Origin of the sequence: Pseudoalteromonas sp. NBT06-2, from assembly GCF_002276045.1 — a bacterium.
GTDB lineage: Bacteria > Pseudomonadota > Gammaproteobacteria > Enterobacterales > Alteromonadaceae > Pseudoalteromonas.
Genome location: NZ_NQMR01000019.1, coordinates 62,300 through 83,817, shown reverse-complemented (window position 1 = coordinate 83,817; position 21,518 = coordinate 62,300). Strand labels below are relative to the sequence as shown.

Annotated in this window: 14 protein-coding genes; 5 read left to right on the top strand and 9 right to left on the bottom strand. The window is 34.0% G+C overall.

Annotation, left to right across the window (positions count from 1 at the left end):
• The first annotated feature begins 8 nt into the window (after window positions 1-8).
• A complete protein-coding gene (locus CJF42_RS06410) occupies window positions 9-3,137 on the top strand; it encodes an efflux RND transporter permease subunit (protein ID WP_095365886.1) in 3,129 nt (1,042 codons plus the stop codon).
• A 406-nt stretch (window positions 3,138-3,543) separates the two neighbouring features.
• Here CJF42_RS06410 and CJF42_RS06405 read toward each other — a convergent pair whose 3' ends face one another.
• Entirely contained in the window at window positions 3,544-7,518 is a 3,975-nt protein-coding gene (locus tag CJF42_RS06405) for a PAS domain-containing hybrid sensor histidine kinase/response regulator (RefSeq protein WP_095365885.1), read from the bottom strand.
• A gap of 134 nt (window positions 7,519-7,652) precedes the next feature.
• Here CJF42_RS06405 and CJF42_RS06400 point away from each other — a divergent pair, with 134 nt between their 5' ends.
• Window positions 7,653-8,765: an HD-GYP domain-containing protein gene (locus CJF42_RS06400; protein WP_095365884.1), complete on the top strand. Its 1,113-nt coding sequence runs from the start codon at window positions 7,653-7,655 to the stop codon at window positions 8,763-8,765.
• Window positions 8,766-8,961: 196 nt separating this feature from the next.
• Here the strand turns inward: CJF42_RS06400 and CJF42_RS06395 are convergent, their stop codons facing one another.
• A complete protein-coding gene (locus CJF42_RS06395; protein WP_095365883.1) occupies window positions 8,962-9,270 on the bottom strand; it encodes a hypothetical protein in 309 nt (102 codons plus the stop codon).
• Window positions 9,271-10,097: 827 nt separating this feature from the next.
• Here CJF42_RS06395 and CJF42_RS06390 point away from each other — a divergent pair.
• Window positions 10,098-10,325: a hypothetical protein gene (locus CJF42_RS06390; protein WP_095365882.1), complete on the top strand. Its 228-nt coding sequence runs from the start codon at window positions 10,098-10,100 to the stop codon at window positions 10,323-10,325.
• The gene (locus tag CJF42_RS06385; protein WP_095365881.1) at window positions 10,297-10,494 is read left to right on the top strand and encodes a hypothetical protein; all 198 of its coding nucleotides are present in this window, start codon (window positions 10,297-10,299) and stop codon (window positions 10,492-10,494) included. The genes CJF42_RS06390 and CJF42_RS06385 overlap by 29 nt, the downstream gene beginning before the upstream one ends.
• Before the next feature lie 629 nt (window positions 10,495-11,123).
• On the opposite strand, the gene CJF42_RS06380 is transcribed toward CJF42_RS06385, so the two are convergent.
• Genes CJF42_RS06380 through CJF42_RS06370 form a run of 3 tightly spaced genes read right to left on the bottom strand, consistent with a single transcriptional unit; the run spans window position 11,124 to window position 14,009 of the window.
• A complete protein-coding gene (locus tag CJF42_RS06380) occupies window positions 11,124-13,049 on the bottom strand; it encodes a response regulator (RefSeq protein ID WP_095365880.1) in 1,926 nt (641 codons plus the stop codon).
• Window positions 13,049-13,657 (bottom strand): chemotaxis protein CheC, encoded by a 609-nt coding sequence (locus tag CJF42_RS06375; protein ID WP_095365879.1) that lies wholly within the window; start codon window positions 13,655-13,657, stop codon window positions 13,049-13,051. The genes CJF42_RS06380 and CJF42_RS06375 overlap by 1 nt, the downstream gene beginning before the upstream one ends.
• Window positions 13,644-14,009 (bottom strand): response regulator transcription factor, encoded by a 366-nt coding sequence (locus CJF42_RS06370; protein ID WP_095365878.1) that lies wholly within the window; start codon window positions 14,007-14,009, stop codon window positions 13,644-13,646. The genes CJF42_RS06375 and CJF42_RS06370 overlap by 14 nt, the downstream gene beginning before the upstream one ends.
• A 119-nt stretch (window positions 14,010-14,128) precedes the next feature.
• Between CJF42_RS06370 and CJF42_RS06365 the strand changes: the two genes are divergently transcribed.
• On the top strand, window positions 14,129-14,911 hold the full coding sequence (locus tag CJF42_RS06365; RefSeq protein ID WP_095365877.1) for a PAS domain-containing protein: 783 nt from the start codon (window positions 14,129-14,131) through the stop codon (window positions 14,909-14,911).
• A gap of 32 nt (window positions 14,912-14,943) precedes the next feature.
• Here CJF42_RS06365 and CJF42_RS06360 read toward each other — a convergent pair whose 3' ends face one another.
• The 4 genes from CJF42_RS06360 to sbcD are packed head-to-tail and all read right to left on the bottom strand — an operon-like array spanning window position 14,944 to window position 21,266.
• The gene (locus CJF42_RS06360; RefSeq protein WP_095365876.1) at window positions 14,944-15,927 is read right to left on the bottom strand and encodes a phosphotransferase; all 984 of its coding nucleotides are present in this window, start codon (window positions 15,925-15,927) and stop codon (window positions 14,944-14,946) included.
• Window positions 15,928-15,941: 14 nt separating this feature from the next.
• Window positions 15,942-16,322, bottom strand: coding sequence for a nuclear transport factor 2 family protein (locus CJF42_RS06355; protein ID WP_095365875.1), 381 nt, complete (start codon window positions 16,320-16,322; stop codon window positions 15,942-15,944).
• Window positions 16,323-16,326: 4 nt separating this feature from the next.
• Window positions 16,327-20,028 carry an AAA family ATPase gene (locus CJF42_RS06350; protein WP_095365874.1) on the bottom strand — a complete coding sequence of 1,234 codons (3,702 nt, stop codon included), beginning with the start codon at window positions 20,026-20,028 and terminating at the stop codon, window positions 16,327-16,329.
• A complete protein-coding gene (gene sbcD / locus CJF42_RS06345; protein ID WP_095365873.1) occupies window positions 20,028-21,266 on the bottom strand; it encodes an exonuclease subunit SbcD in 1,239 nt (412 codons plus the stop codon). The genes CJF42_RS06350 and sbcD overlap by 1 nt, the downstream gene beginning before the upstream one ends.
• Window positions 21,267-21,518: the final 252 nt, after the last annotated feature.

Below are 21,518 nucleotides of genomic sequence, written 5' to 3'. Positions count from 1 at the left end.
TTATTAATATGACACAACATAAACAAACAGGGATTATTGCTTATTTTGCTAATAATCCCGTTGCTGCTAACTTAATGATGGGCTTTATCATCATTATGGGCATATTGAGCTATTTTACAATTCAAAGGCAGATGTTCCCTAATATTGAAATCAATTATATCAATATTAATGCTTCTTATCCTGGTGCCTCGCCTCAAGAAATTGAAGAAAGTATTCTGATAAAAATTGAAGAATCAATTAAAGATGTTACAGAAATAAAAAAAGGGATTTCTCGTTCTTTTCGCAATAACGGTCGTATTTCATTAGAAATAGATCCTGATAAATCACTTTCGGATGTACTAGATAAAATAAAGTTGCGCGTTGATGGTATTGCTACTTTTCCAGCAGGAATGGAACCGGTTACGATTTATCAAGCTGAATTTCAGCAAGATGTGATTGAAATGTCATTAGTTGGCGACTTACCTTTAACACAGTTAAAACCAATCGCTCAACAAATAGAAGATGAACTTCTTCAACTTCAAAATGTATCTTTAGTGAATTTAGATGTGCCTGAAGATGAAATAGCGATAGAAATCGATCCAGAAAACCTACGAAAATATAATTTGTCTTTAAGTGATGTAAGTAAGGCGATTAGCAGGCACTCTGCTAACTTTTCTGCGGGACAATTGCGTACAGATGCTGGTTTTATTTCAGTAAGAATTGAAAACCAATATTACAATGGTGAAGAATTCCGCCAAATACCGATAAAAATTGGTCAAAATGGCGCTAAAGTTTTACTACAAGATATTGCCGTTATTAAAGATGGTTTCACTGAAGGTGAGCGTTACTTTAAATACTCTGGTAGTAATGCCATGTTTATGTCGGTAAAAGCGACAAAAGATCAAAATATGATCCCTGTTGCAGAGTCCGTTAAAGCATTTATTGCACAAAGAAACAAAACTCTACCACCTGGTCTAGAACTTAAAACCTTAGTTGATATGACTTATTACCTAAATGCACGTTTAGATATGATGTTAAAAAACCTACTTCAAGGTTCTATTATGGTAGCACTTATGCTGACCTTATTTTTACGCTTTAAGTTAGCTATGTGGGTAATGGTTGGTTTACCCGTTTGTTTCTTAGGTGCTGTAATGGTGATGCCAATTTTAGGTATCAGTATTAATATTATCTCTTTATTTGCATTTATCATGGTATTGGGAATAGTAGTCGATGATGCCATTGTTATAGGTGAAAGTGCCTATAGTGAAATTGAAAAATCAGGTGGTGGTGTCGAAAATGTAGTCAAAGGCGCTAAAAAAGTAGCGACACCAGCAACATTTGGTGTTTTAACAACTATGGCTGTATTTGCCCCTTTTACTTTATCAAGTGGCCCTGACAGTGCATTCTTTTATGGTATCGCTGTTGTTGTCATTTTATGTTTAGCATTTAGCTTAATTGAATCAAAATTAATTTTACCTGCTCATTTAGCACACTCAAAGTTTACTCCTATTGCTGAAAACAGTTGGAGAGCTAAGTTTAATAAACGCTTTATGGACTTTGTAAATGGGCCTTATAAACGTTCTATAAAAAAAGCGATTGAATGGCGTTGGGTAGTATTATCTGCATTTGTTGGTTTATTAATTATCAGCTTTGCTTTGATATCTTCTAATTTAGTTCGTACGATACCAACACCTAAGGTCCCTCACGACTTTCCTAGCATAGAAATCGAAATGAATGACAACATTTCTGACCTGAAAACAATCGATGCTTTAAAAACAATTGAATCTATTGTTTGGCAAGTTGAAGATCAAACTAAATCTGAATTTGATCAAGGTATGATAAAAGACTTACTTGCCTTTAATCAAAGTAAAACAGAAGCCAGAATAGTTATTCCATTAGTTGATGAAAATTTAAGACCTTTCAGTACATTTGAGCTATCTCGAAGATGGCGTGAACAATTACCAAAAATTCCAGGCCTTAAATCTATAACCATCCAAGATGATGTAAATAGCTCTGGTAGTGACGGAGAGTTTGGATATTTATTATATGGTTCTGATATTGACACTTTAAATCAAGCTGGATTGCAATTTATTGCAATGTTGCAGCAAGAAAAAGGTCTATACGATATTAGTTCTACTATTGATCCTGCCAGTAAAGAAGTGCAATTAAGTCTATTACCAGTTGCATATGATTTAGGATTAGACTTAGCTACAATAGCTAATCAAGTTGGAGCCAGTTTTTACGGTGGAGAAGCGCAGCGCGTGATCAGAAATGGTGAAGAAATTCGTGTTATGGTTCGCTATCCAAAATTGACACGTGAAGCGTTTTCATCACTTAAATATACTGTTATTACAACAGATAATGGCAAAGAAGTGATGTTAGGTGATGTAGTAGCCCTTTCAGAAAAGCCTGGTATTAGTTATATACGTCGTGAAGGTGGCTATAGAACAGTTTATATATATGGCGCAATTGACGAAGAAACTGTTGAGCCAAATGAAGTTGTTGACAGAATTGATGAGAAACTTCTACCTGAGCTTAAAAAGTTATTTCCAACGGTTAAAACAGAGCTTGGTGGTTCAATTGAAGAACAACAAGCACAGCAAAATGAACAAATACTGTTTTTTGTTGCTGGCATGATTATCGTTTATATTTTACTCGCAGTACCACTGCAAAGTTATACGCAGCCACTTATTATCATGTCAGTTATACCATTTAGTTTAACCGGAGCTATTTGGGGGCATTTCTTCTTTGGTTTAGATTTAAGCATGATGTCATTCTTTGGCATCATTGCTGCCGCAGGTGTTGTAATAAACGATAGTTTAGTAATGACTGATTACATAAATCAAGCTCGTAAAAAAGGAATGGCAATTCGTGATGCTGTACTTGAAGCTGGTTGCGCACGATTTAGAGCCATCACATTAACTTCTATTACCACATTTATGGGGGTATTACCTATTATGTTTGAAACCAGTTTACAAGCGCGATTTGTAATACCTATGGCTGTTGCATTAGGTTTTGCAGTGATGTTCGCGACACTGATCACTTTGGTATTGGTGCCATGTTTATACATAATTGGCCAAGATATACGCATACCAATTAGAGCTGTTAAGCGCAAATTTTCAGCCCGTAAAAATAAAACGTCTACTGTAACGGCATAATTCATATTACAGTTAAAATAATGCTGTCATTAAATATGACAGCATTCCATTTTCTATTTAACTCAAAGGTTATTTTTTATAGCTGTTTAGGGGCTGTTGAACTTTCGAGATTACTTTTTCAGCGAATTGTTAGGCATTTATACAAGGCAGAGGCTTTGTCATGTGTTCCACATAAAAAGGCGATAACGCAGTAAAAATGCCCAACAAACGCTGTCCGAAGGATTCGGCTAAAAGCAATTTATGCTTTTTTGAGTCGTATTTACTTAGAATGACTAGGCTACACACTACTCGCCGCGACTAAAATGCTTTTATCTCGAACAAAATTTAATCCTGAAAGATCAACAGGCCCTAATATATCAATAACTTTTTAACAAATCTAAGTTTAAAAATTTAACAGTACATAAAATTATTGAATTAATTTTTCAACCAATTCTTTTGCTTTATCAAATTCAAAATTTTCTATCGCTTTGGCAATATTATTCAGATTTAAATTTTTACCGTACTCGGAGTCTTTAACGAGTGCTAATTCATCTAAGGCGCGAGTATCATAATTTTCAATCAGATCAAGTAGATTATCCAAAGAAATATTGGTTTCCTTTGCGGGTTTTGTTTGTGCTTGGGTTTGGCTATCAGTTTGTGCTGATTGTTCGGATTGATTTAAATATTCTTTTATAATGCTTAAATATTCGCTCACAATATCAATTTTAACCATCTCAGGGTAGATTCCATTATTGAATGTTGTTTCTAATTCCTTGGCCATGTCTGCCAATTTAATAGCCGCTAAATTTGAAGCCGCACCATATAAAGAATGCGCCATGCGTGTAGCTGTTTCGAGATCTTCTATGGCCATAGCCTGTTTTAAGTTGATCATTTCTTCTATTTGAGCAGAAATGAAGTGTTCTAAAATTTCCCAATATTTTTTATTATTGCCGCCAAGTCGGGATATGCCTAACTTAACATCAACACCAGGAATATCCTCCCGATTGAGCCGATTTGTTTCACTCGGGTTAGTGTGTTCGTTATTTTCTTCAACTTCTTCAACCGTTAACTCAGCCCCTTTAATGTAATGGGCAATTTTTGTCCTTAGTTCGTTAAAGTCTATGGGTTTACCTATATGATCATCCATACCCGCTTGTTTACAATTTTGAATATCACTATCCATTGCATTGGCTGTCATGGCAATAATAGGCATACCGTCAAGCTTTGATATTTTTCTAATTTCTTTGGTGGCTGTAATACCATCCATGACTGGCATTTGCATATCCATAAAAACCAGATCAAAAGTATTTTCGGTTAATTTGTCGAGAGCCTCCTGGCCATGATTAGCAACCGTGATATTGACCTTAAACTCTTCCATCATACCCATCGCAACTTCTTGATTGGTTATATTATCTTCTACAAGTAAGATAGATTTATCACTCAGGTCTAAGCTGACTTCTTCTTTATGTTTGTTTGACTCGGATAACCTGACATGTTCAATATCATATGCATCCATTACCGCATCAAATAACAGCGAAGGGTTTACTGGTTTAATAATGATCCCGTCTAATAAGGATTCTATATTTTTGGTCATACCTACTTCACGGCCATAGGCGGTCACTAATATAAATTTTGGTTTATGGACTAAGTTCATGGCATGAATTTTTTTTATGGTTTCTATGCCATTGATCCCTGGCATATTCCAATCCATAAAAATAATAGCATAATCTGGATTTTTAGAATTTTCAATCGCGGAAATTGCTTCAAGGCCGTTACTAACGGCCGAGACATTAAATTTCATTGCAGTGAGTAAATTGAGTAGTATACCCCTAGCAACATCATTATCATCTACCACTAACACAGGTTTATTGATTAAATTTTCAACAGGTTGATAACAAGCCCGCATTTTAGCATCTTGCAGGCCACATATTAAGGTAAATGAGAACGTAGAGCCTTTTCCTGCAGAACTGTCGCACCAAATCTTACCACCCATTAGTTCGACTAAACGTTTTGAAATTGTCAGCCCCAGACCAGTTCCACCGTATTTTCGGGTAATGGATGCATCAGCCTGAGAGAAAGATTTAAAGAGTTTATCTTGTTGCTCAGGAGATAAACCTATTCCCGAATCACGTATATCAAATTGCAGCACTAATTTATCATCTTTACGTTCAAGCAACTTCACCGCTACAACCACTTCACCTTTCTCGGTAAATTTTATTGCATTACCACATAAGTTGATCAAAACTTGTCCGATTCGTAAAGGATCCCCGACAAGCGCCAAAGGAATAGCAGTGTCTATATCAAATAAAAATTCTAATCCTTTATCTTCTGCTTTGATTGCGATGATGTTGGTCAAGTTATCTAATGCATCGTCCAACCTGAAATCAACCATTTCAGTACTGAGTTTGCCCGCTTCAATTTTAGAATAATCTAATATATCGTTGATAATGCCTAATAATGATTTAGCTGCAGCATCAATTTTACTGATATAGTTTCTCTGTTTGGTATTTAAGTCGGAATTTAATGCCAGATGAGACATACCGATAATGGCATTCATCGGAGTGCGTATTTCATGACTCATATTTGCGAGAAAGTCCCCTTTTGCTTTACTCACTTCATCAGCCGCTTCTTTGGCTTTACGTAATTCTATCTCCATTTGTTTTCGCTCTGTTACATCTAATAACAGGCCTACAACACCTTGAGGGTCGCCATTTGCGGAATAAAAGGTGGCTTCATAGACCATAACATCCCTGTATTCCCCAGCCGAATTTTTTAATCGTGTATCATAATTCAAAGCGCCTGTATTTTCTAAAAGTTTGATCTCAGAGTCATCAAATTTTTGCGCGATGTCTTTTTCAAATAAATCTTTAGGGGTAAATCCGATAATATCGGCTTCAAATAAACCAAAAAACTCGGTAAAACTGTTATTGACACCGATATATTCGCTAGCAACGTTTCGGTAATACATGGGATTTGGGATTGCATCGAGAATTTGTCGGTTTAACTCTAATTGTTCTATGACTTTTTGTTCGGTTCTTTTTTGAAGTTCAAGGTTTCGGGTGAGTTGAACCCCTATAGACAGATCATCAATCACATCCATTATCCAATGTTCAACGCTTTGTTGAAAAGGGGTTAAAGTACCTATCTCTAATAATCCCACTGGGTTTTTATTAACCACTAAAGGAAAATAATGCATCTCAGATAAAGATAAATTAGAACCATTGAGAGAAATAGAATATTTACCGTCCAAATTTTTAAAATTGCGATATTCTTGACCATAAAGTATACTTTTATGTATTGAATCATCATGTTCATAAAATGTGGGTGCTCCTATGCTATATCCTATACCTGCGACTCTCTCGAGCTTGGTATCGTCCAATACATAAAGACCAATTAAAGGTAAATTCAGCTTAGCAATTAAAAATTGATAGACTTCTTTGCCTAAAACTGCAGTATTTTCTTTCCCTCTGAGCACCACGCTAAAATCTTTTAATAAAGAATTTCGTTGAAATTGTTCGGATACATTCTTAAATACGTGATTTAATGCTTGGTTAAACTCACCCATCTCACCTTTAGCGGTCGTATCCAAAGTGAAATTAAAATCATTTTTAGCCACATGTCCTACTACCGTATTTTGCATATTTCTTATCGGATGAATATACAATATCCATTGAATGAAAAAACATACTAAAGTACTTAATATAAAAATACACCAAATAAAAACTTGCATGAAATATACATAAGATTGATTTTTTTGAATCATACTTATATTGTTTAAACTGCGCTTGGTGATCGAACGATGTGCAATGCTTATCATCGACATGATTTTTGCTGTATCGATTAAATATTGGGTATTAACTAACTTAGTCATAGCATCGGCGCTGGAGTTTGGATTGCTTGACAGACGAAATAATACTCTGCGTTCATCTGCGGCTATTTCGTTGGCTTCTTGCAAAGCAAGGCTAAGCTGCGTTAATTCGTAATCACTGATATCATATTTTTTGATTTCGGCTATCAAGGGAGGAGTTTCGGTTGAATATATTTTTTCGAGAGGGATCATTTTATATTCAGGGTTTAATATTTTTTCCCAATAAGTCACTGAGGTTCCTTTAGGCAGAGCAGCAGTGCCATTTCTAACCGCTAAAATTTGTTCAAATAGCTTAAACCATCGTTTATTACCGGTTAACACATAAAGTTTAGCAAACTTTGTTTGCTGATTTTTGCTCAGACGAAATTCATAAAGTAATGAATTAGTGTTATTTAAATTAGCATAATTTTTGATTATTTTTTCTTTCTTTATTTCGGTTAACACCATCAAAGTGATGGAAAGAATTAAGCTTATGAACATTAATATTAAAAAACCTTTTAAAATATTTTTAAATCCAGTTTTTGTCCAGCCCATCAGTCTTGCTTCCTTTAGTTTTTTAAATACCCGAGGTTTGAATTATCAAAAATTAACTCTGTAAGTATTAGTGCCGATATTAATATTAGACCTATAATTTAAATTAAGTTATTAAATTTTTTAATGGAGCCGGTATGTTTAACAAAAAAGCAGGAGCTTTAGAAAAAATTAAACCTACAGTTTTAATTGTTGACGATACACCCGATAATCTGACCTTGCTAAATGAATTATTAAAAGAAATTTATAATATAAAAGCCGCAGTCAATGGTGTGATAGCACTTAATATTATTAATAAAGGTGGCATAGACATCATATTATTAGATGTGATGATGCCTGAAATGGATGGTTATGAAGTTTGCCGCAGAGTAAATGCCGATCAATTAATATCGCATATTCCGATTATTTTTTTAACCGCTAAAAATAGCATTGAAGATGAACAAATGGGTTTTGAATTAGGTGCAGTAGATTATATCAGCAAACCAATCAGTCCTCCTTTGCTTATTGCCAGAGTAAAAACGCATTTAGAGAATAAAGCCACAAAAGATTTTTTGAAAGATCAAAATAACTTCCTAGAAGAAGAAGTTAAACGCAGAACTGAAGAGGTATCAAGAATACAAAATGTAACCATTACTGCGATGGCAAGCCTAGCAGAAACCAGAGATCAGGAAACAGGTAATCATATTCGACGTACTCAGCTATATATTAAAGTGCTTGCGACTAAATTAGCGACTTTAGATAAATATAAAGTGCAACTCACACCCGATTATATTGACATACTATTTAAATCGGCGCCACTTCACGACATTGGTAAAGTGGGTATTCCTGATAATATTCTGTTGAAACCCGGTAAACTGACTGCAGATGAATTTGTTATTATGGAAGGTCATGCCATGTTGGGCTTTAAGTCAGTGGAAGAAGCAGAAAAACATATGGGAGTAGAGGATACGTTTTTATTTACCGCCAAAAATATTGCTCATTATCATCATGAAAAGTGGGATGGTTCTGGTTACCCTGATGGTTTGGTTGGAGAAGATATTCCTTTATGTGCCCGAATGATGGCGATTGCTGATGTTTATGATGCTTTGATCAGCAAACGTGTTTATAAAAAAGCGATGCCCCATGAACAGGCAATGCAAATTATTATTGAAGGCCGGGGTAGCCATTTTGATCCAATTTTAATAGACAACTTTCTTGAGGTTGAGCCTGAATTTTATGCGATTGCTTGTGAATATAGCGATGCTAAATAAATCTTTATAAAATTAATGAAAATCACGAGTGTGTTATTCGTACAGTTTCCTGCCCTAAAACGAATTGGGGCACAAAAGTAGTTAAAGGTGTAGATTTTGTTAACCGACACCTTAATATTTTCAAGTTATGATGAAATGATGGGTGAAGGAAGCTAACTCTATTAAATTTTTATCTAACTCACATTCCGCAGAATTTTTAGGCTCGTTTATTATCCTGTTCAAAGATCTGGTTAAATAATTTTTTACGTTCTTTTTGTAGTAATTCAGCACTGGCATTATCAGTCATTCCCATCACCTGCTCATCTAGTATTTCAAAACATATCCCTTCTTTCAAATATGTTTTAGCATCAGTTAGATATTTAAGTTTTTCATAAAGTGTCATTATGTTTTTATAAAGGTATTTCTTTCGTTGCTTCCCTTTGTTGTCTGTTGTTATTTCAGGAAAAAAGCAAGGTAGGTGATAATTGATGTATGGGTAAAGGTACTTCAGATTAAACTCATTCATTAGCGGTGCCCATTTTTGAGCAATATGCTGATAACCTAACTATTTTCTTACTATTGAAGCATTTTTGCTTTCCGCTAATGCACTATCATTTGAGTGACGAGAACGTAATTTCGTTAACTCAACTTGAAGTTTTGTTAATAATTTACAAACATGTTTATTGATATATTCAGAGCCATTATCAGAGTGATTTAGTAAAGAGTCGTCACTGCCTTTGATAACTTGTTGATTGCCTAAGGTTGTAAATATGAGATACCGATATTTTAGCTAGAGACTTATATTCTTGTTGGTCAAATACATGAAAAGCTCGCTCGCAAAGTTTTTTTATTGCATGACCCAAATGTCTTCGTGGCGAGTATCCATTTCAACTAAAAGCTTAATATCCTTTTTATCATAAGTCTTTGAAAAACCATTGCTACGGCAAGGATGCCATTCAATGCGACCTGTTTTTTTTATATTGTTTTATCAAGCGTGTTAATTGTTGCCGAGAATAACCCGTTACTTTACGTAAGTAACGGTTTGGTTGCCTTGAATAAAAGATTCAAGGGCTTCAATAGTAGCTAAATTGTCAATATTCATGATCGTTTTCATCTTATGATCATGAACAGAATTTGAGTTTTTAGACGCATTTCATGTTAGAAATACGTAATTACTTCAGACTCATTTCATATTGGACAAGGCTTCATATGGACAAATTTTGTTATTGAGGTAAGCTTTGTGTATACTTTTTTTTTGTTTGCAGTATAAGAGATTAATACTATCGCAGTTCAAGCCATCGGTGAATATTCATAGCGATTTTATCAGCCACAGCTCTACCTAAATTTATAGATATGCGATCTGAAGCACTCTCAGCAAAAATGTATGCTGTTGCTGGCACAATTAATAGTGCTAAAAATATTGTTTATGCTATGGCACTTGCTCGTGGCAAGCAGAATGAACATTTTGTCTCTAGTTCTGGTGTCGCAGCTATTTCAAACCAAGCCAAAGTGGGAGATGTCTTTATTGAATATGGCTACTTCTGGGGCTATTATGGCAGCAACATCGCTGAAGATTCATAGAGATGGCTATTCCGGTGATTATGATTTTAAGACTGATACCTCCGTTGATCCTCATGTAATCATTATTTTCCCTAATGGCCTTTCTGAAAATGATCAATGCACAGTAAGCTATCATCAAGCAAAGGCTGTCGAGCCAGCTCGAGTAGAAATTAATACGGATGGCTGTTGATAGTTTTGCTTAATCAATCGTTGGATGTGTTAGTTTTGAAATATATTGCATTGGACTAATGACATGGCTATTGATTGATAAACTAACCAGTAAGAAAACTGGTCGAGCAAGCCTTGGCAATCAATTTAGTTATCAAATTGATTGAGCGAAATAAAGGTAACAAATCAATCGCGCTTATAAGAGTATTGGTGATATGTCGCCAATTGAGTTCGAAAGTTCCATGTTAAAACTGTGCGGTAATGGTTGACCAGAATAATGCGCTTGAAGTTCATGATTTGGATAAATGTCCTGATAATGGGCTACAGAGTTTAAACGTTATGTAGGACTGGCTATTCTTGCGAGAAACATTCAAAAACTGGGGGTTCAATTGCAAAAAACACAGCAACTGAATGAAAAGCGCCAACGATATAAAGATAAACTCGCGGCTTAGGGAAATGCCACAACAAAAAAGCGAAAGCCCTAAGATAGTTACGCGAAAAACTCACTAAATCTCGTTAAAAAACATTTGAATTACTCATAAAATCAAACTCACTTAACACCATGAATAATTTTTTTGCTACGCAGTTAAATTTAATAAACTCATGTCGAAAATTCGACTTTTCGGTCGGGCACTAATTAAAGCAATCAATTCAAATTTTTTTAGTCTTTGAACATGCGAGTAAAGTTTGTGATATCTTTTCAATATTAATCGGTTTAGTCAAAAAATCATTCATACCACACTTTATACATTGCTCTTTTTCTGTATGTGTTGCATTTGCAGTCAGAGCGACTATTGCAACATTTTGATAAGCTTCACCGGCTTTACCTTGTCTAATTTGCTCTGTGGTTTCAAAACCATCTAACCTAGGCATTTTGCAATCCATAAATATAATATCGAATAAGTCATCTTTTGAATTCTTCAAAATATCAATGGCATCCAAGCCATCCTTTGCGATTTTACACTCAAAACCTAATTTATTAAGTATTTTTTTTATCACAATTTGATTTATTGGATTATCTTCAACAATTAAAATAGAAAGTTCATTTTTAGTAAATTCAGTCAATTTATGACTTATTGAACTAACAAGTTTATGTTGAATCAATTCAATTAATTTGGTTCTAAAGATGGGTTGATTTATAGTATGAAAAATATCAATACCTTTAGTTTCAGAATATGATGGTGTAATCAATATCGGTTCAATTTTTTGTTTATTTGCCTTTAAAAATTTCACTACAATATTAAGGTTTTGATCATAAAAACCGGATTCCAAAAATAGCAAATCAATATCTTTTTTAGTTTTAAGTAAAGTAAAAGCATCAAAGTCAATGGAGCTGGTAAATACCTGCGCTCTTTCATACTTTAAATAAGATTTTAATATCTCTAAACTGGTACCATTTAATCCAATAATGATAACATTTTTATTTTTCAGCAAAGGCTTCCTAACAGGCTCAGGTTGATAAGCGAGTATAATGTCGAAATTAAAACAACTCCCTTCACCTATTCGACTTTCCACTTCTATTTCACCGCCCATTAAATTACATAATTGCTTCGCGATTGATAAACCTAAACCAGTACCACCATATTTAAGTGCAATCGAATTATCAGCTTGTTTAAAGGGTGAAAATAAAGCAGATTGATGGATTTCATTTATACCTATGCCTGAATCATAAACCTGACAAAAAAATTGTACTTTTTGGTTATCTATCGTTAATATTTTTGCTTTTATAGTCACTTCACCGACTTCAGTAAATTTTAAAGCATTTGAAATCAAGTTCATCAAAATTTGCTTAATTCGGTTTGGATCGCCAATTACACAACTGACATTTAGCTCTGTTGTATCTAAATTTAATCCTACATTTTTTTCTTGCGCTGTAAATACAAATAATTGTACCACTTCTTCTAAAAACACGATGATATTAAAAGACCTTTGCTCTATATCAAGTTTACCCGCTTCAATTTTTGAAAAGTCTAATATGTCACTCACTATAAATAACAAAGCATTAGCACTGGTGTAAGCAACATTTACAAACTCTTGTGTCTTTGGGGGTAAGTTATCTCTTTTTAATAAATCTAACATGCCTAAAACACCATTTAATGGTGTTCTAATTTCATGGCTCATGCTTGCTAAAAATTCACTTTTAGCTTGCTCTGCCTTTTTCCTTTCTATTACTTGTCGCTCTAATGCTTTCTCTCTTGCTACCGAAGCAGATACATCTGTTATTTGAATAATACAACACGATTTATTTTTAACTGTAATAGGAAAAACACTAATTGATTGCTGAATTAATTTTTGACTTGAATTAAAAAGAGGAAAAACCGAACGATTAAATACATTAGATAACACTGAAGGCATTTTTTGTATAAATGCCAACTCAACAGCATGTAATAATCGACCTTGATAAGCATCAGGATAAATATTATTAAGTGTTTCGCCTATCACTTCATTTGAATGTAACGCGCTATTTTGCTCCATCCATAAATTCCAAAGGAATATTCTTTTTTCATTATCGATGCCAATTAAACCAACGCTGATCTGATTTACTATTTCAAGTTCATTAGATTTATCTTCATCCATCAAGATAAAAGCCCATTAATCATTTTATTCAACATGTTTTTAAACTGTAAAAAAGATAAACTTTCTAATAAAAAAACTAAATATCCGTGCACCTTACTTTCGCTAAGCATTAAATTGATACGTATAAATAAAATATTCTCTTGCTCTTGAGTTTGTAAGACTTTTGATATTGACCCTATTTGATAAGAAGGCAAACCGACTTTAAATTCTTCTTGAAATGATTGCCCAAGAGAGCCAATACACGCATTAAGCACTATATTGCCTATCTCAGTAAACCCTTCTTGATGTAGCTCAGCGATTGTTTCGTTAGAATAGCCTTCTCCAAGCATCTTTTTCACAATTTCTAAACTACTCTCTTCTGGGAATAACAACATGCTATTAGCGCTAAATGTTCCTTGTACTGATTGAGAAACACTGCATATATCTTGATGCTCTGCCATTTTTTTATTCAAATCGTCTATCGTTATATATTCTACTGTTGGCACTGATAATATGATTTCCTGATTTACAATTTGGCTTAAAGAATCTGCTGCCTTACCTATACCGATATTAAATAATTCGACTAAATAGTCTTGCTCCAGTTCAGTCAATAAATTAGTTTTGCTCATTAAAATATCCTAGCATTTTATGAATACTCTCAAGCGTTACTGGTTTATTAAATGATTGAATCCCTAGCTTATCTGCTTTTTCATGTGTTGCTTGCTGAATGTTTGCTGTTAATAAGGCAAATTTTGATTCTTTAAATTTTGGTTTGAGTAATTCAATCAGCTCTAATCCATCTCGGCCTGGCATATTTAAATCTATTGAAAAGTAATCCGGCTTATGCTCAGTACATAACTTTAATGCCTCTTTTGCATTACCTGCTTCAATTATTTTCCAATCTTGATATTGTTCTAACACAATGTTTTTAATCATCATCCTAGATACGCGGCTATCATCAACTATCATAATATTTTTCATCTATTTTACACACCTCCCCTGCTAGATATATTATTAAACATAGTCGTAATTTAACCATTCATAAAATTATTTTTAGACTACAATTAAATAAAATCGATTCGCTGCTAAAAGGAATTGAAGTGAAACGAAATAATGAAAATGAACATAAACGTTTTTTTCAATTAACCGAAAATGCTTCTACTGGTATTTTTGAGGCAGGCCCCAGCGGTGAATGTACTTATACAAATAAAGCACTACAATATTTACTTGGCTTAACTTACCATCAAACATTAGGCCAAGGTTATACAACTTATTTTCATCCAGAGGATAAAGAAGCCGTCATTAGGCACTGGTATCGTTGCATAACTAAAAAAAGTGATTTCTCATATAAATTTAGAATACTATTACCTAATAATAAAATGCTTCACTTGCTGGTAAACGCCCATCCCATTTTAAACAGTAAACACCAACTCATTGCCTATGTAGGCTGCGTAGAAGATGTATCTGAATTTAATCAAATTCAATCTCAACTTAAAATCAGTCAACAACGATATAAACTTGCATTAAAGGGTTCTAGTGCTGGTATATGGGATTGGGATATAGAAACCAATGAAGTTTATTATTCTGTGAAATTTACAGATCTGTTAGGCTACGGTAATTTAGCTTTTGGTAATAACTGGGCTACTCTGTTAGAACAAATACACCCTGATGATATTGGTGAATTTGAATTTAAGTTACAAAAACACTTAGATGATCCATTTATGGAGTTTAATATTGAATGCCGTTTATATTCACAAAAAAGGCATGAATTGTGGTTTCAAATATTAGGAGAGGCAATCAGAGAGCAACATGGTAAACCATTTCGTATGGTGGGTTCTATTTTAGATATTACTGATAAAAAGCAATCTCAAATTGTAATTTAGCAACAAGTTAATTTCGATCTTTTAAGTTAAAATTAATTATTACTAATGTCAGAGTTTAACTCTATGAGTGCAAGCTCTGTTATAGCTAAACTATGTTGATTCAATTTAAAATGATTGGGTGACCACCCTTTTAAAAAGCGTACAAAATCAGCCCATGCAAATTTATATAAACTTCGCCATTGTTTACAAACATCTAAAGCATCAATATAATCATGATATCGTGATAAATACTTTGCTAACTTAGCAAAGTAAAAATCCAAATAGACAGTTTCATTTTTCATTAAGGTTTGAGGCATACTACTGAGTAAAAGCATCACATCTTTAATACCCACTCCACCGCCCACATATTGAAAATCAACGGCTGCGGCACCTTCATTATTAAATAAGAAATTAGCAAGTTTTGCGTCACCATGAATAATAGTTTGGTACTCACACTTATTTAATAAGGTATTGATATTGTGAGCTTGTGCTTTTAAATCCGAATCGTTCATAGCAGCCAGTTCTTCTACTCTAGTCGCTAAATGCCAATAGCTTCCTATTTGCCAAAGATTTTTCGGGTTAACCTGTAAGTGTTGCGCATGAAAATGTGCTAACCAGTTTAAACACTGTTTTATTTGTTTACTGCTGACATCATACTTAAGTGGTAAAAAGTGACAACATGCTAAATCTTCTAAAATAATGACAGTTTCATGATTTAAAGTTTTAGAAACATATGACTTAGCCACTTTTGTTGCACACAATTTTGAGTACTCCTGATACCAAGTACTTTCAACTTGGTAAGACTTTAGTTTTCGTTGTGTCGAAAGGTCAGAGTGCCACCCTTTTGGGTGGCTTATTTCTGTAGGTACTTTAATACATTTTACAATTACACTTTTCATTAAAGCGTCTAACAATTCAACCCGTAATAGTTGACCAAAATCGCTCCATAAGGACTGGATAAGCTCAACTTGACCAATCTGTATCTGTGCACCAAACCGATCTTTTAAAGTACTAAATGTTAATTCACTTAAAAGCATGAATTCGTTATAACCTAACTAAACACATCACAAGGTGTGCCTTGATGAAATTGCATTTGCCATTGTGTTCCGTTGTATTTATAAATAGAGCTTCTATGTGAATACTTAATATCCGAACGACCAGAAACAAAAATTTTAGCCCGATACACAAGTTGAGCGACATCATCAGCTAGTACCCTTAATTGATAATCTTGCTGAGTCACAGTAAAAAGTATTTCACCTGCCAATCTGTCATACACATCAGCTTTTAAATATGGTGCCCCACCACTTGCCGGATATTCCATAAAATCCTCTGTAATGAGCTGGTTTAATGTCGCTTTACAACGACGTACTTCTGGTTCAATTAATTTCAATTCTAGAGTAATCAAGTATTGCTTTAGTTGCACCATATTCATAATATTACTCCTTGATAAACTTATACTTATCTTCCAATTTGCTTACGCCTAAGCCATTCATTTTTTTCACTAAGATCTGTACAGGAATACGTTCTTTCATCGCTTCAATATGGCTGATCACACCTATCATTTTACCACTGGCATTTAAGCTATCTAATGCATTAAGCGCGATATCTAAAGTTTCACTATCTAATGTACCAAAGCCTTCATCTAAAAACAGTGAGTCAATACTCGTTTTATGACTCACTAAATCAGATAAAGCCAATGCTAAGGCAAGGCTTACTAAAAAGCTTTCTCCACCTGACAAGGTTTTAGTATCACGTACTGTATCACCCTGCCAAGTATCAATAACTTGTAGCTCTAATGCCTCAGTTTGCTTACGTTGCAATAAATAACGACCATGTAATCTATCTAGTTGTTTGTTAGCTAAATACACTAAATGATCGAGTGTTAAACCTTGTGCAAATTTATTAAACTTAGCACCTTTTTGAGAGCCAATTAAGCTATGCAGATAAGCCATATCATCATATTCTATTTGGCTCTGTGCTATTTGTTCTATTAATAATGCCTGATTTTGCTGTTTTTTATCATTTTCAGTTAATTTAAACTTCGCATTAGCAATACTTTCAGTTAAAGCTAAAATATCAGTTTCTAATTTTTCTAATTGTTCTGTTACTTCTAATAAATTAGATTCAGACAACAACTTACTTTCATCTTGTTTTTTAACACTGTCTAATTGTTTTTTAGCTTCAACTTGTACTGCTTTGGCACCATCAAATTCTGTTTGTAAAGTTTGCTTTAAATTGATCAAGGTTTCCCGTTTATCTTCATCAAGTAATGCCGTTTTAAACTCAGACTCCTCGGTAAATGGACTCTCAGACAACTGCTGTTGCCATTTTTCTTGTTCCTGAGTTTGTTCCGTATTTACTGATGCCAATTGAGTAGTAAGCTCATCTAATTGACCACTTAACTTAGTTAGTTCTTGCGCAGCAATGTGTGCATCAGTTTGAACTTGTTTTTGTTTATCTTGTGTATCAATAAGTTCTTTTTCACTTATAGCTCTTTGCTCAGCAACATCTTTATCAGCGAATAACTCAAAACGTGTTTTTGAATCAAGTTCAAGCTGCTGTTTTAATCCATTTAAAACATCTGTTTCTTGTTTTAATTGTGCTTGGGAGTAGGCAATTTGTTTTTCTAAGTTTTCACTCTTAACCAATGCTGCTGTTAACTGCTCTTGCAATGCTATGATTTGTTCTTTGGCATGTGTATATTTTTGGGCATCTTGTTGTTTATTCTCAAACCACTCACTTGCATTATGAAGTTCAGGTAGAGTAATCGATAAGCTTTCAAATGTTTGTTTTAATTCATTTTCATCAGTTTTATATTGTTCATCAATGTTTTTAAGATCTAATTCTGTTGCTATAACTTGCTGCTGTAAAGCTAAAATTTGTTGCTGCGCTAATTCGATTTGATGAGCATTTTTAGTTTGCTCATTTGCAGAAGCATCGACAAGAGTTTGTAATTCTCTTATTGCAACTTCTTGTTGCTCTATTTGTCTTATATGTTGTTCTAAGTAGTTTTTCTGCTCTGAACATTGGTTTATATAATCATTAAATACATTAATATTATCTATGATGATTTGCAGTTGTAACTCATTACAAATACTTTGCCATTGTTCATTTAGCGTTTGCCCTGTGTTTGATAATTCTTGTAATTGCTTAGTGATTGAAGTTAATTGTTCATTGACCACAGCTTGTTGCGTTTTTAAGTTTTCGCCATTACCTTTAATGGCATCTAGCTCAGTGGTAACAGCATTAAGTCTTTGCTCAGTATCAGAGACATTAACTGTTTGATAATTTTTAATTGAGGGATGTTCGTAGGAGCCACATAAAGGACAGGCATCACCTGGTTGTAATTGTGCTCTCGCTTGCGTTAAGTCTGTTATCTTTCGTTCTTGCTCTAAGATTTTTTGTAAATCTTTTTGCATTTGTAGCTTAGGTCGGTAATCAGTTCTTAATTGCTGAATTTGTTGCTCAAAATTAACTGCGTTTTGTTGTAGATCTTGATGTTGTTGCGTTAATTGATGGTATTCATTTTGCGAATTTTGCCATTGTTCGCTATGTTGTTTAAGGATTAAACGTTGTTCTTGCTGCTGGTTTAATATTAATAACTGCTGCTTTAAGTTAGCTAGCTCGTCATCATTGAGTAAGGCAACCAAGTTTTGTTTTTGTGCATTTAATTCTACTTGTTGAGACTTTGAACTTAGTTCAACTTGCTTAATCTTCGCTTGTGTTTTTTCACAGTTTGTTTGATGTTCAGTCGCAGCAGTTTTAGATGCTTTTAATGTTTTCGTAAATTCGATTTTTTGATTGTTAAGCTTACTTAAACCATCAAATTTTAATTGCCAAACTGGTAGTTGTTCGGTTAATTTTTCATCATGCTTATTTGATACCAAATACTCAGTAAATTGAGTATGTTCACCTTGCATCTTTTTTTGTGTTTCGATATGTACTTTTTGCTCGGTTTCTTGTAGTTGCTCAGTTACTTTTAATGTCTCTATTTCGTGTTGTTTTTTATCTAATTCATCAGATAATTGGCTACATTTAGCATCTAAAGGCACGACCTTATTATTTAATAGCGCATTTAATTCAGTATGAGATTGAGTCAGTATTTCAAGTTCGCTATTAGTTGAGGTAAGCACTTGAAATAATTCAGTTGATACTTTTTCTGTAACTTGTTGATCTGTACTTAATACGCCGTGTTTATGCCTAATTGTAGACAATTGCTGCTTAGCTTTATTTAATAATACAAATTGCGATCTGAGTTTTTCAGCTGGTTCACAGTTAGCTAACTTTTCAAAGCTATTTTGTTGTTCATCTATATTTTTTTTTGCGGATAATAAATTATTCTCTGATTGGGTTAAGTTATTTTGCGCTTCATCATGTTTTTTCAACCAAGCTTGTTGCTCTATTAAAGTTTTTTTAATTTTATAGTTGTTTTCTAAACTTGTTTGATTATTTGTTTGCTGCTGTTTTAACTGAGCTGAATCATCATCAGATAAAACATCAACATCTTGTTTTTTATCATTTAACCTTACTAACTCATTTTTAAGTACACTGAAATCTTGATGAACTTTTTCAGAGATCACACTGAATATTTCGGTGCCTGTTAATTGCTCTAATAATTCAGCTCGTTCATTTGGCTCTGCATTTAAAAAAGCGGCAAACTGACCTTGAGATAACAACATAGACTTAGTAAAACGTGCAAAATCAAGACCACTGATCTCTTCAGTTAATTGCACTTTAGCTTTTACTTGTGACGCTAAAATACGGCCTTCACCATTATCTTCTAATTGAACCAGTTCAACTTTAGCTTCTTGTAAATTACCGGCAATTTTACCCCGAGATCGCTTTTGGCTCCAAAATGAACGATAAGCAATGCCTTTTACTTCAAATTCCACTTCTGCCATACATTCAACGGTATCGCGAGTCATTAACTCATTGGTGGTTTTCGAGATGTTACTCAGTCGTGGTGTTCTATGGTAAAGCGCTAAACAAATCGCATCTAATATGGTGGTTTTACCTGCTCCTGTTGCACCTGTGATAGCAAACAAACCATTATCGTTAAAAGGCGCTTGGCTAAAGTCAATTTTCCACTCACCTTTAAGTGAATTAATATTCTGAAATCTAAGGCTTAAAATTTTCATTATTTAGCCTCCTTAATATCTGCAACAATTTTTTGAAAAGCTGTGATAATTCGCGTTCGCCTTTGTTGTTCTTGCTCTGTTTCAAATGATTCTTGTGCCAAACGTTGCTCAAATACATCTAAAGGAGTTAACTCTGCCAATACTTGTTTTTGTTGCTTTTCAATCGATACTTGTCGATTAGAGCGCGCTCTACGTAGTTGTAACACTTCCACATTGAGACCTTCAACTAAACTCACGATACGTTGTTGCAAATCATTTAGGTAGTCTTGTGTTTCAACTTCAATATATAACCAAGTTGGTAAAGCATCAGATTCATTTTCAAGTGCATTAAGTTGCGTCTCAATACTCTCTAAATCCCCTTTAATTGATTGCATAGGCTGAAATAATGGCACTTTTAAAGGCGTAACAGCCTCTAAAGTACAGTCATTAAACTCAGCAATTAATATTTGTTTTTCAGTACCTAGTTCATCAAAGCTTAATGGGATCGGCGAACCACTGTAACGAATATGTTCAGATTTAGCGACAACCTGCGGGCGATGTATATGCCCAAGGGCGATATAATCTGCCGGTGGAAACTCTGAAGCCGAAAAAGCTTCTAAACTACCAATATAGATATCACGAACGGAATCTGACTTTTTAACACCTAAAGCTGTTAAGTGCCCTGTAGCTATGATTGGGAGATTACTATCAAGTGTTTTACGTTTATCATTTGCTAATTGATATAAGCTGGCATAATGATTTTTTATTGCTTGCCCCAACGCTTGTTGTTTTTCTTGTCCTGTTTCACCTGCACGACTAATCATAACATCTTTAGGCCGAATGAAAGGAATGGCACATAGCACGGCTCCTGGCTGTCCTTTATTCTCACCAAACAAATGATTTAAAACGATAATTTGTTCACTTAAATCATCACTTACATTAGCAATAACTTGTGTATTTAAATAAGCCAATAAGCTTTTAGATTCATTTAAAGTAGATACAGAATCATGATTACCACCCAGTACAATCAGTTGACAGTCTAATTTATTCACTTCAACAACAAAACGATTATAAATTTCACGAGCATAACTTGGTGGTGCGCCAGTATCGAATACATCACCTGCAATAATCACGGCGTCAACTTGTTGCTCAACAATTTGGATTAATATCCAATTAATAAATGCTTGGTGTTCGCATGCGCGACTTTTGCCAATAAAATTCTGGCCTAAATGCCAATCTGATGTGTGTAATATTTTCATATATACCTGTATTCTTTATTCTTTATTCTATTCATAAATAAACATGCTTGAAGCCCAAATAATGTTCTCTTTTGGCGTGACCATATTTTTATAAATATAAAAGTGATGACTATATACCCAAGCTCTCAAACCTGCATTTTCAAGTAGCACGGATATATCAAGCTGAACCTATCTACAAGACCTGAAATGAGTGATCTGAGTAATATTTTCATATTACAAAAAGGATAGTGACGATTAAAATGATTATCTCAA

Bases quoted from the DNA above. Each gene is read 5' to 3' on its own strand.
- CJF42_RS06410 (WP_095365886.1), top strand. From the start codon at position 9: ATGACACAACATAAACAAACAGGGATTATTGCTTATTTTGCTAATAAT.
- CJF42_RS06405 (WP_095365885.1), bottom strand. From the start codon at position 7,518: ATGGGCTGGACAAAAACTGGATTTAAAAATATTTTAAAAGGTTTTTTA.
- CJF42_RS06400 (WP_095365884.1), top strand. From the start codon at position 7,653: ATGTTTAACAAAAAAGCAGGAGCTTTAGAAAAAATTAAACCTACAGTT.
- CJF42_RS06395 (WP_095365883.1), bottom strand. From the start codon at position 9,270: ATGAATGAGTTTAATCTGAAGTACCTTTACCCATACATCAATTATCAC.
- CJF42_RS06390 (WP_095365882.1), top strand. From the start codon at position 10,098: ATGCGATCTGAAGCACTCTCAGCAAAAATGTATGCTGTTGCTGGCACA.
- CJF42_RS06385 (WP_095365881.1), top strand. From the start codon at position 10,297: ATGGCAGCAACATCGCTGAAGATTCATAGAGATGGCTATTCCGGTGAT.
- CJF42_RS06380 (WP_095365880.1), bottom strand. From the start codon at position 13,049: ATGGATGAAGATAAATCTAATGAACTTGAAATAGTAAATCAGATCAGC.
- CJF42_RS06375 (WP_095365879.1), bottom strand. From the start codon at position 13,657: ATGAGCAAAACTAATTTATTGACTGAACTGGAGCAAGACTATTTAGTC.
- CJF42_RS06370 (WP_095365878.1), bottom strand. From the start codon at position 14,009: ATGAAAAATATTATGATAGTTGATGATAGCCGCGTATCTAGGATGATG.
- CJF42_RS06360 (WP_095365876.1), bottom strand. From the start codon at position 15,927: ATGCTTTTAAGTGAATTAACATTTAGTACTTTAAAAGATCGGTTTGGT.
- CJF42_RS06355 (WP_095365875.1), bottom strand. From the start codon at position 16,322: ATGAATATGGTGCAACTAAAGCAATACTTGATTACTCTAGAATTGAAA.
- CJF42_RS06350 (WP_095365874.1), bottom strand. From the start codon at position 20,028: ATGAAAATTTTAAGCCTTAGATTTCAGAATATTAATTCACTTAAAGGT.
- sbcD (WP_095365873.1), bottom strand. From the start codon at position 21,266: ATGAAAATATTACACACATCAGATTGGCATTTAGGCCAGAATTTTATT.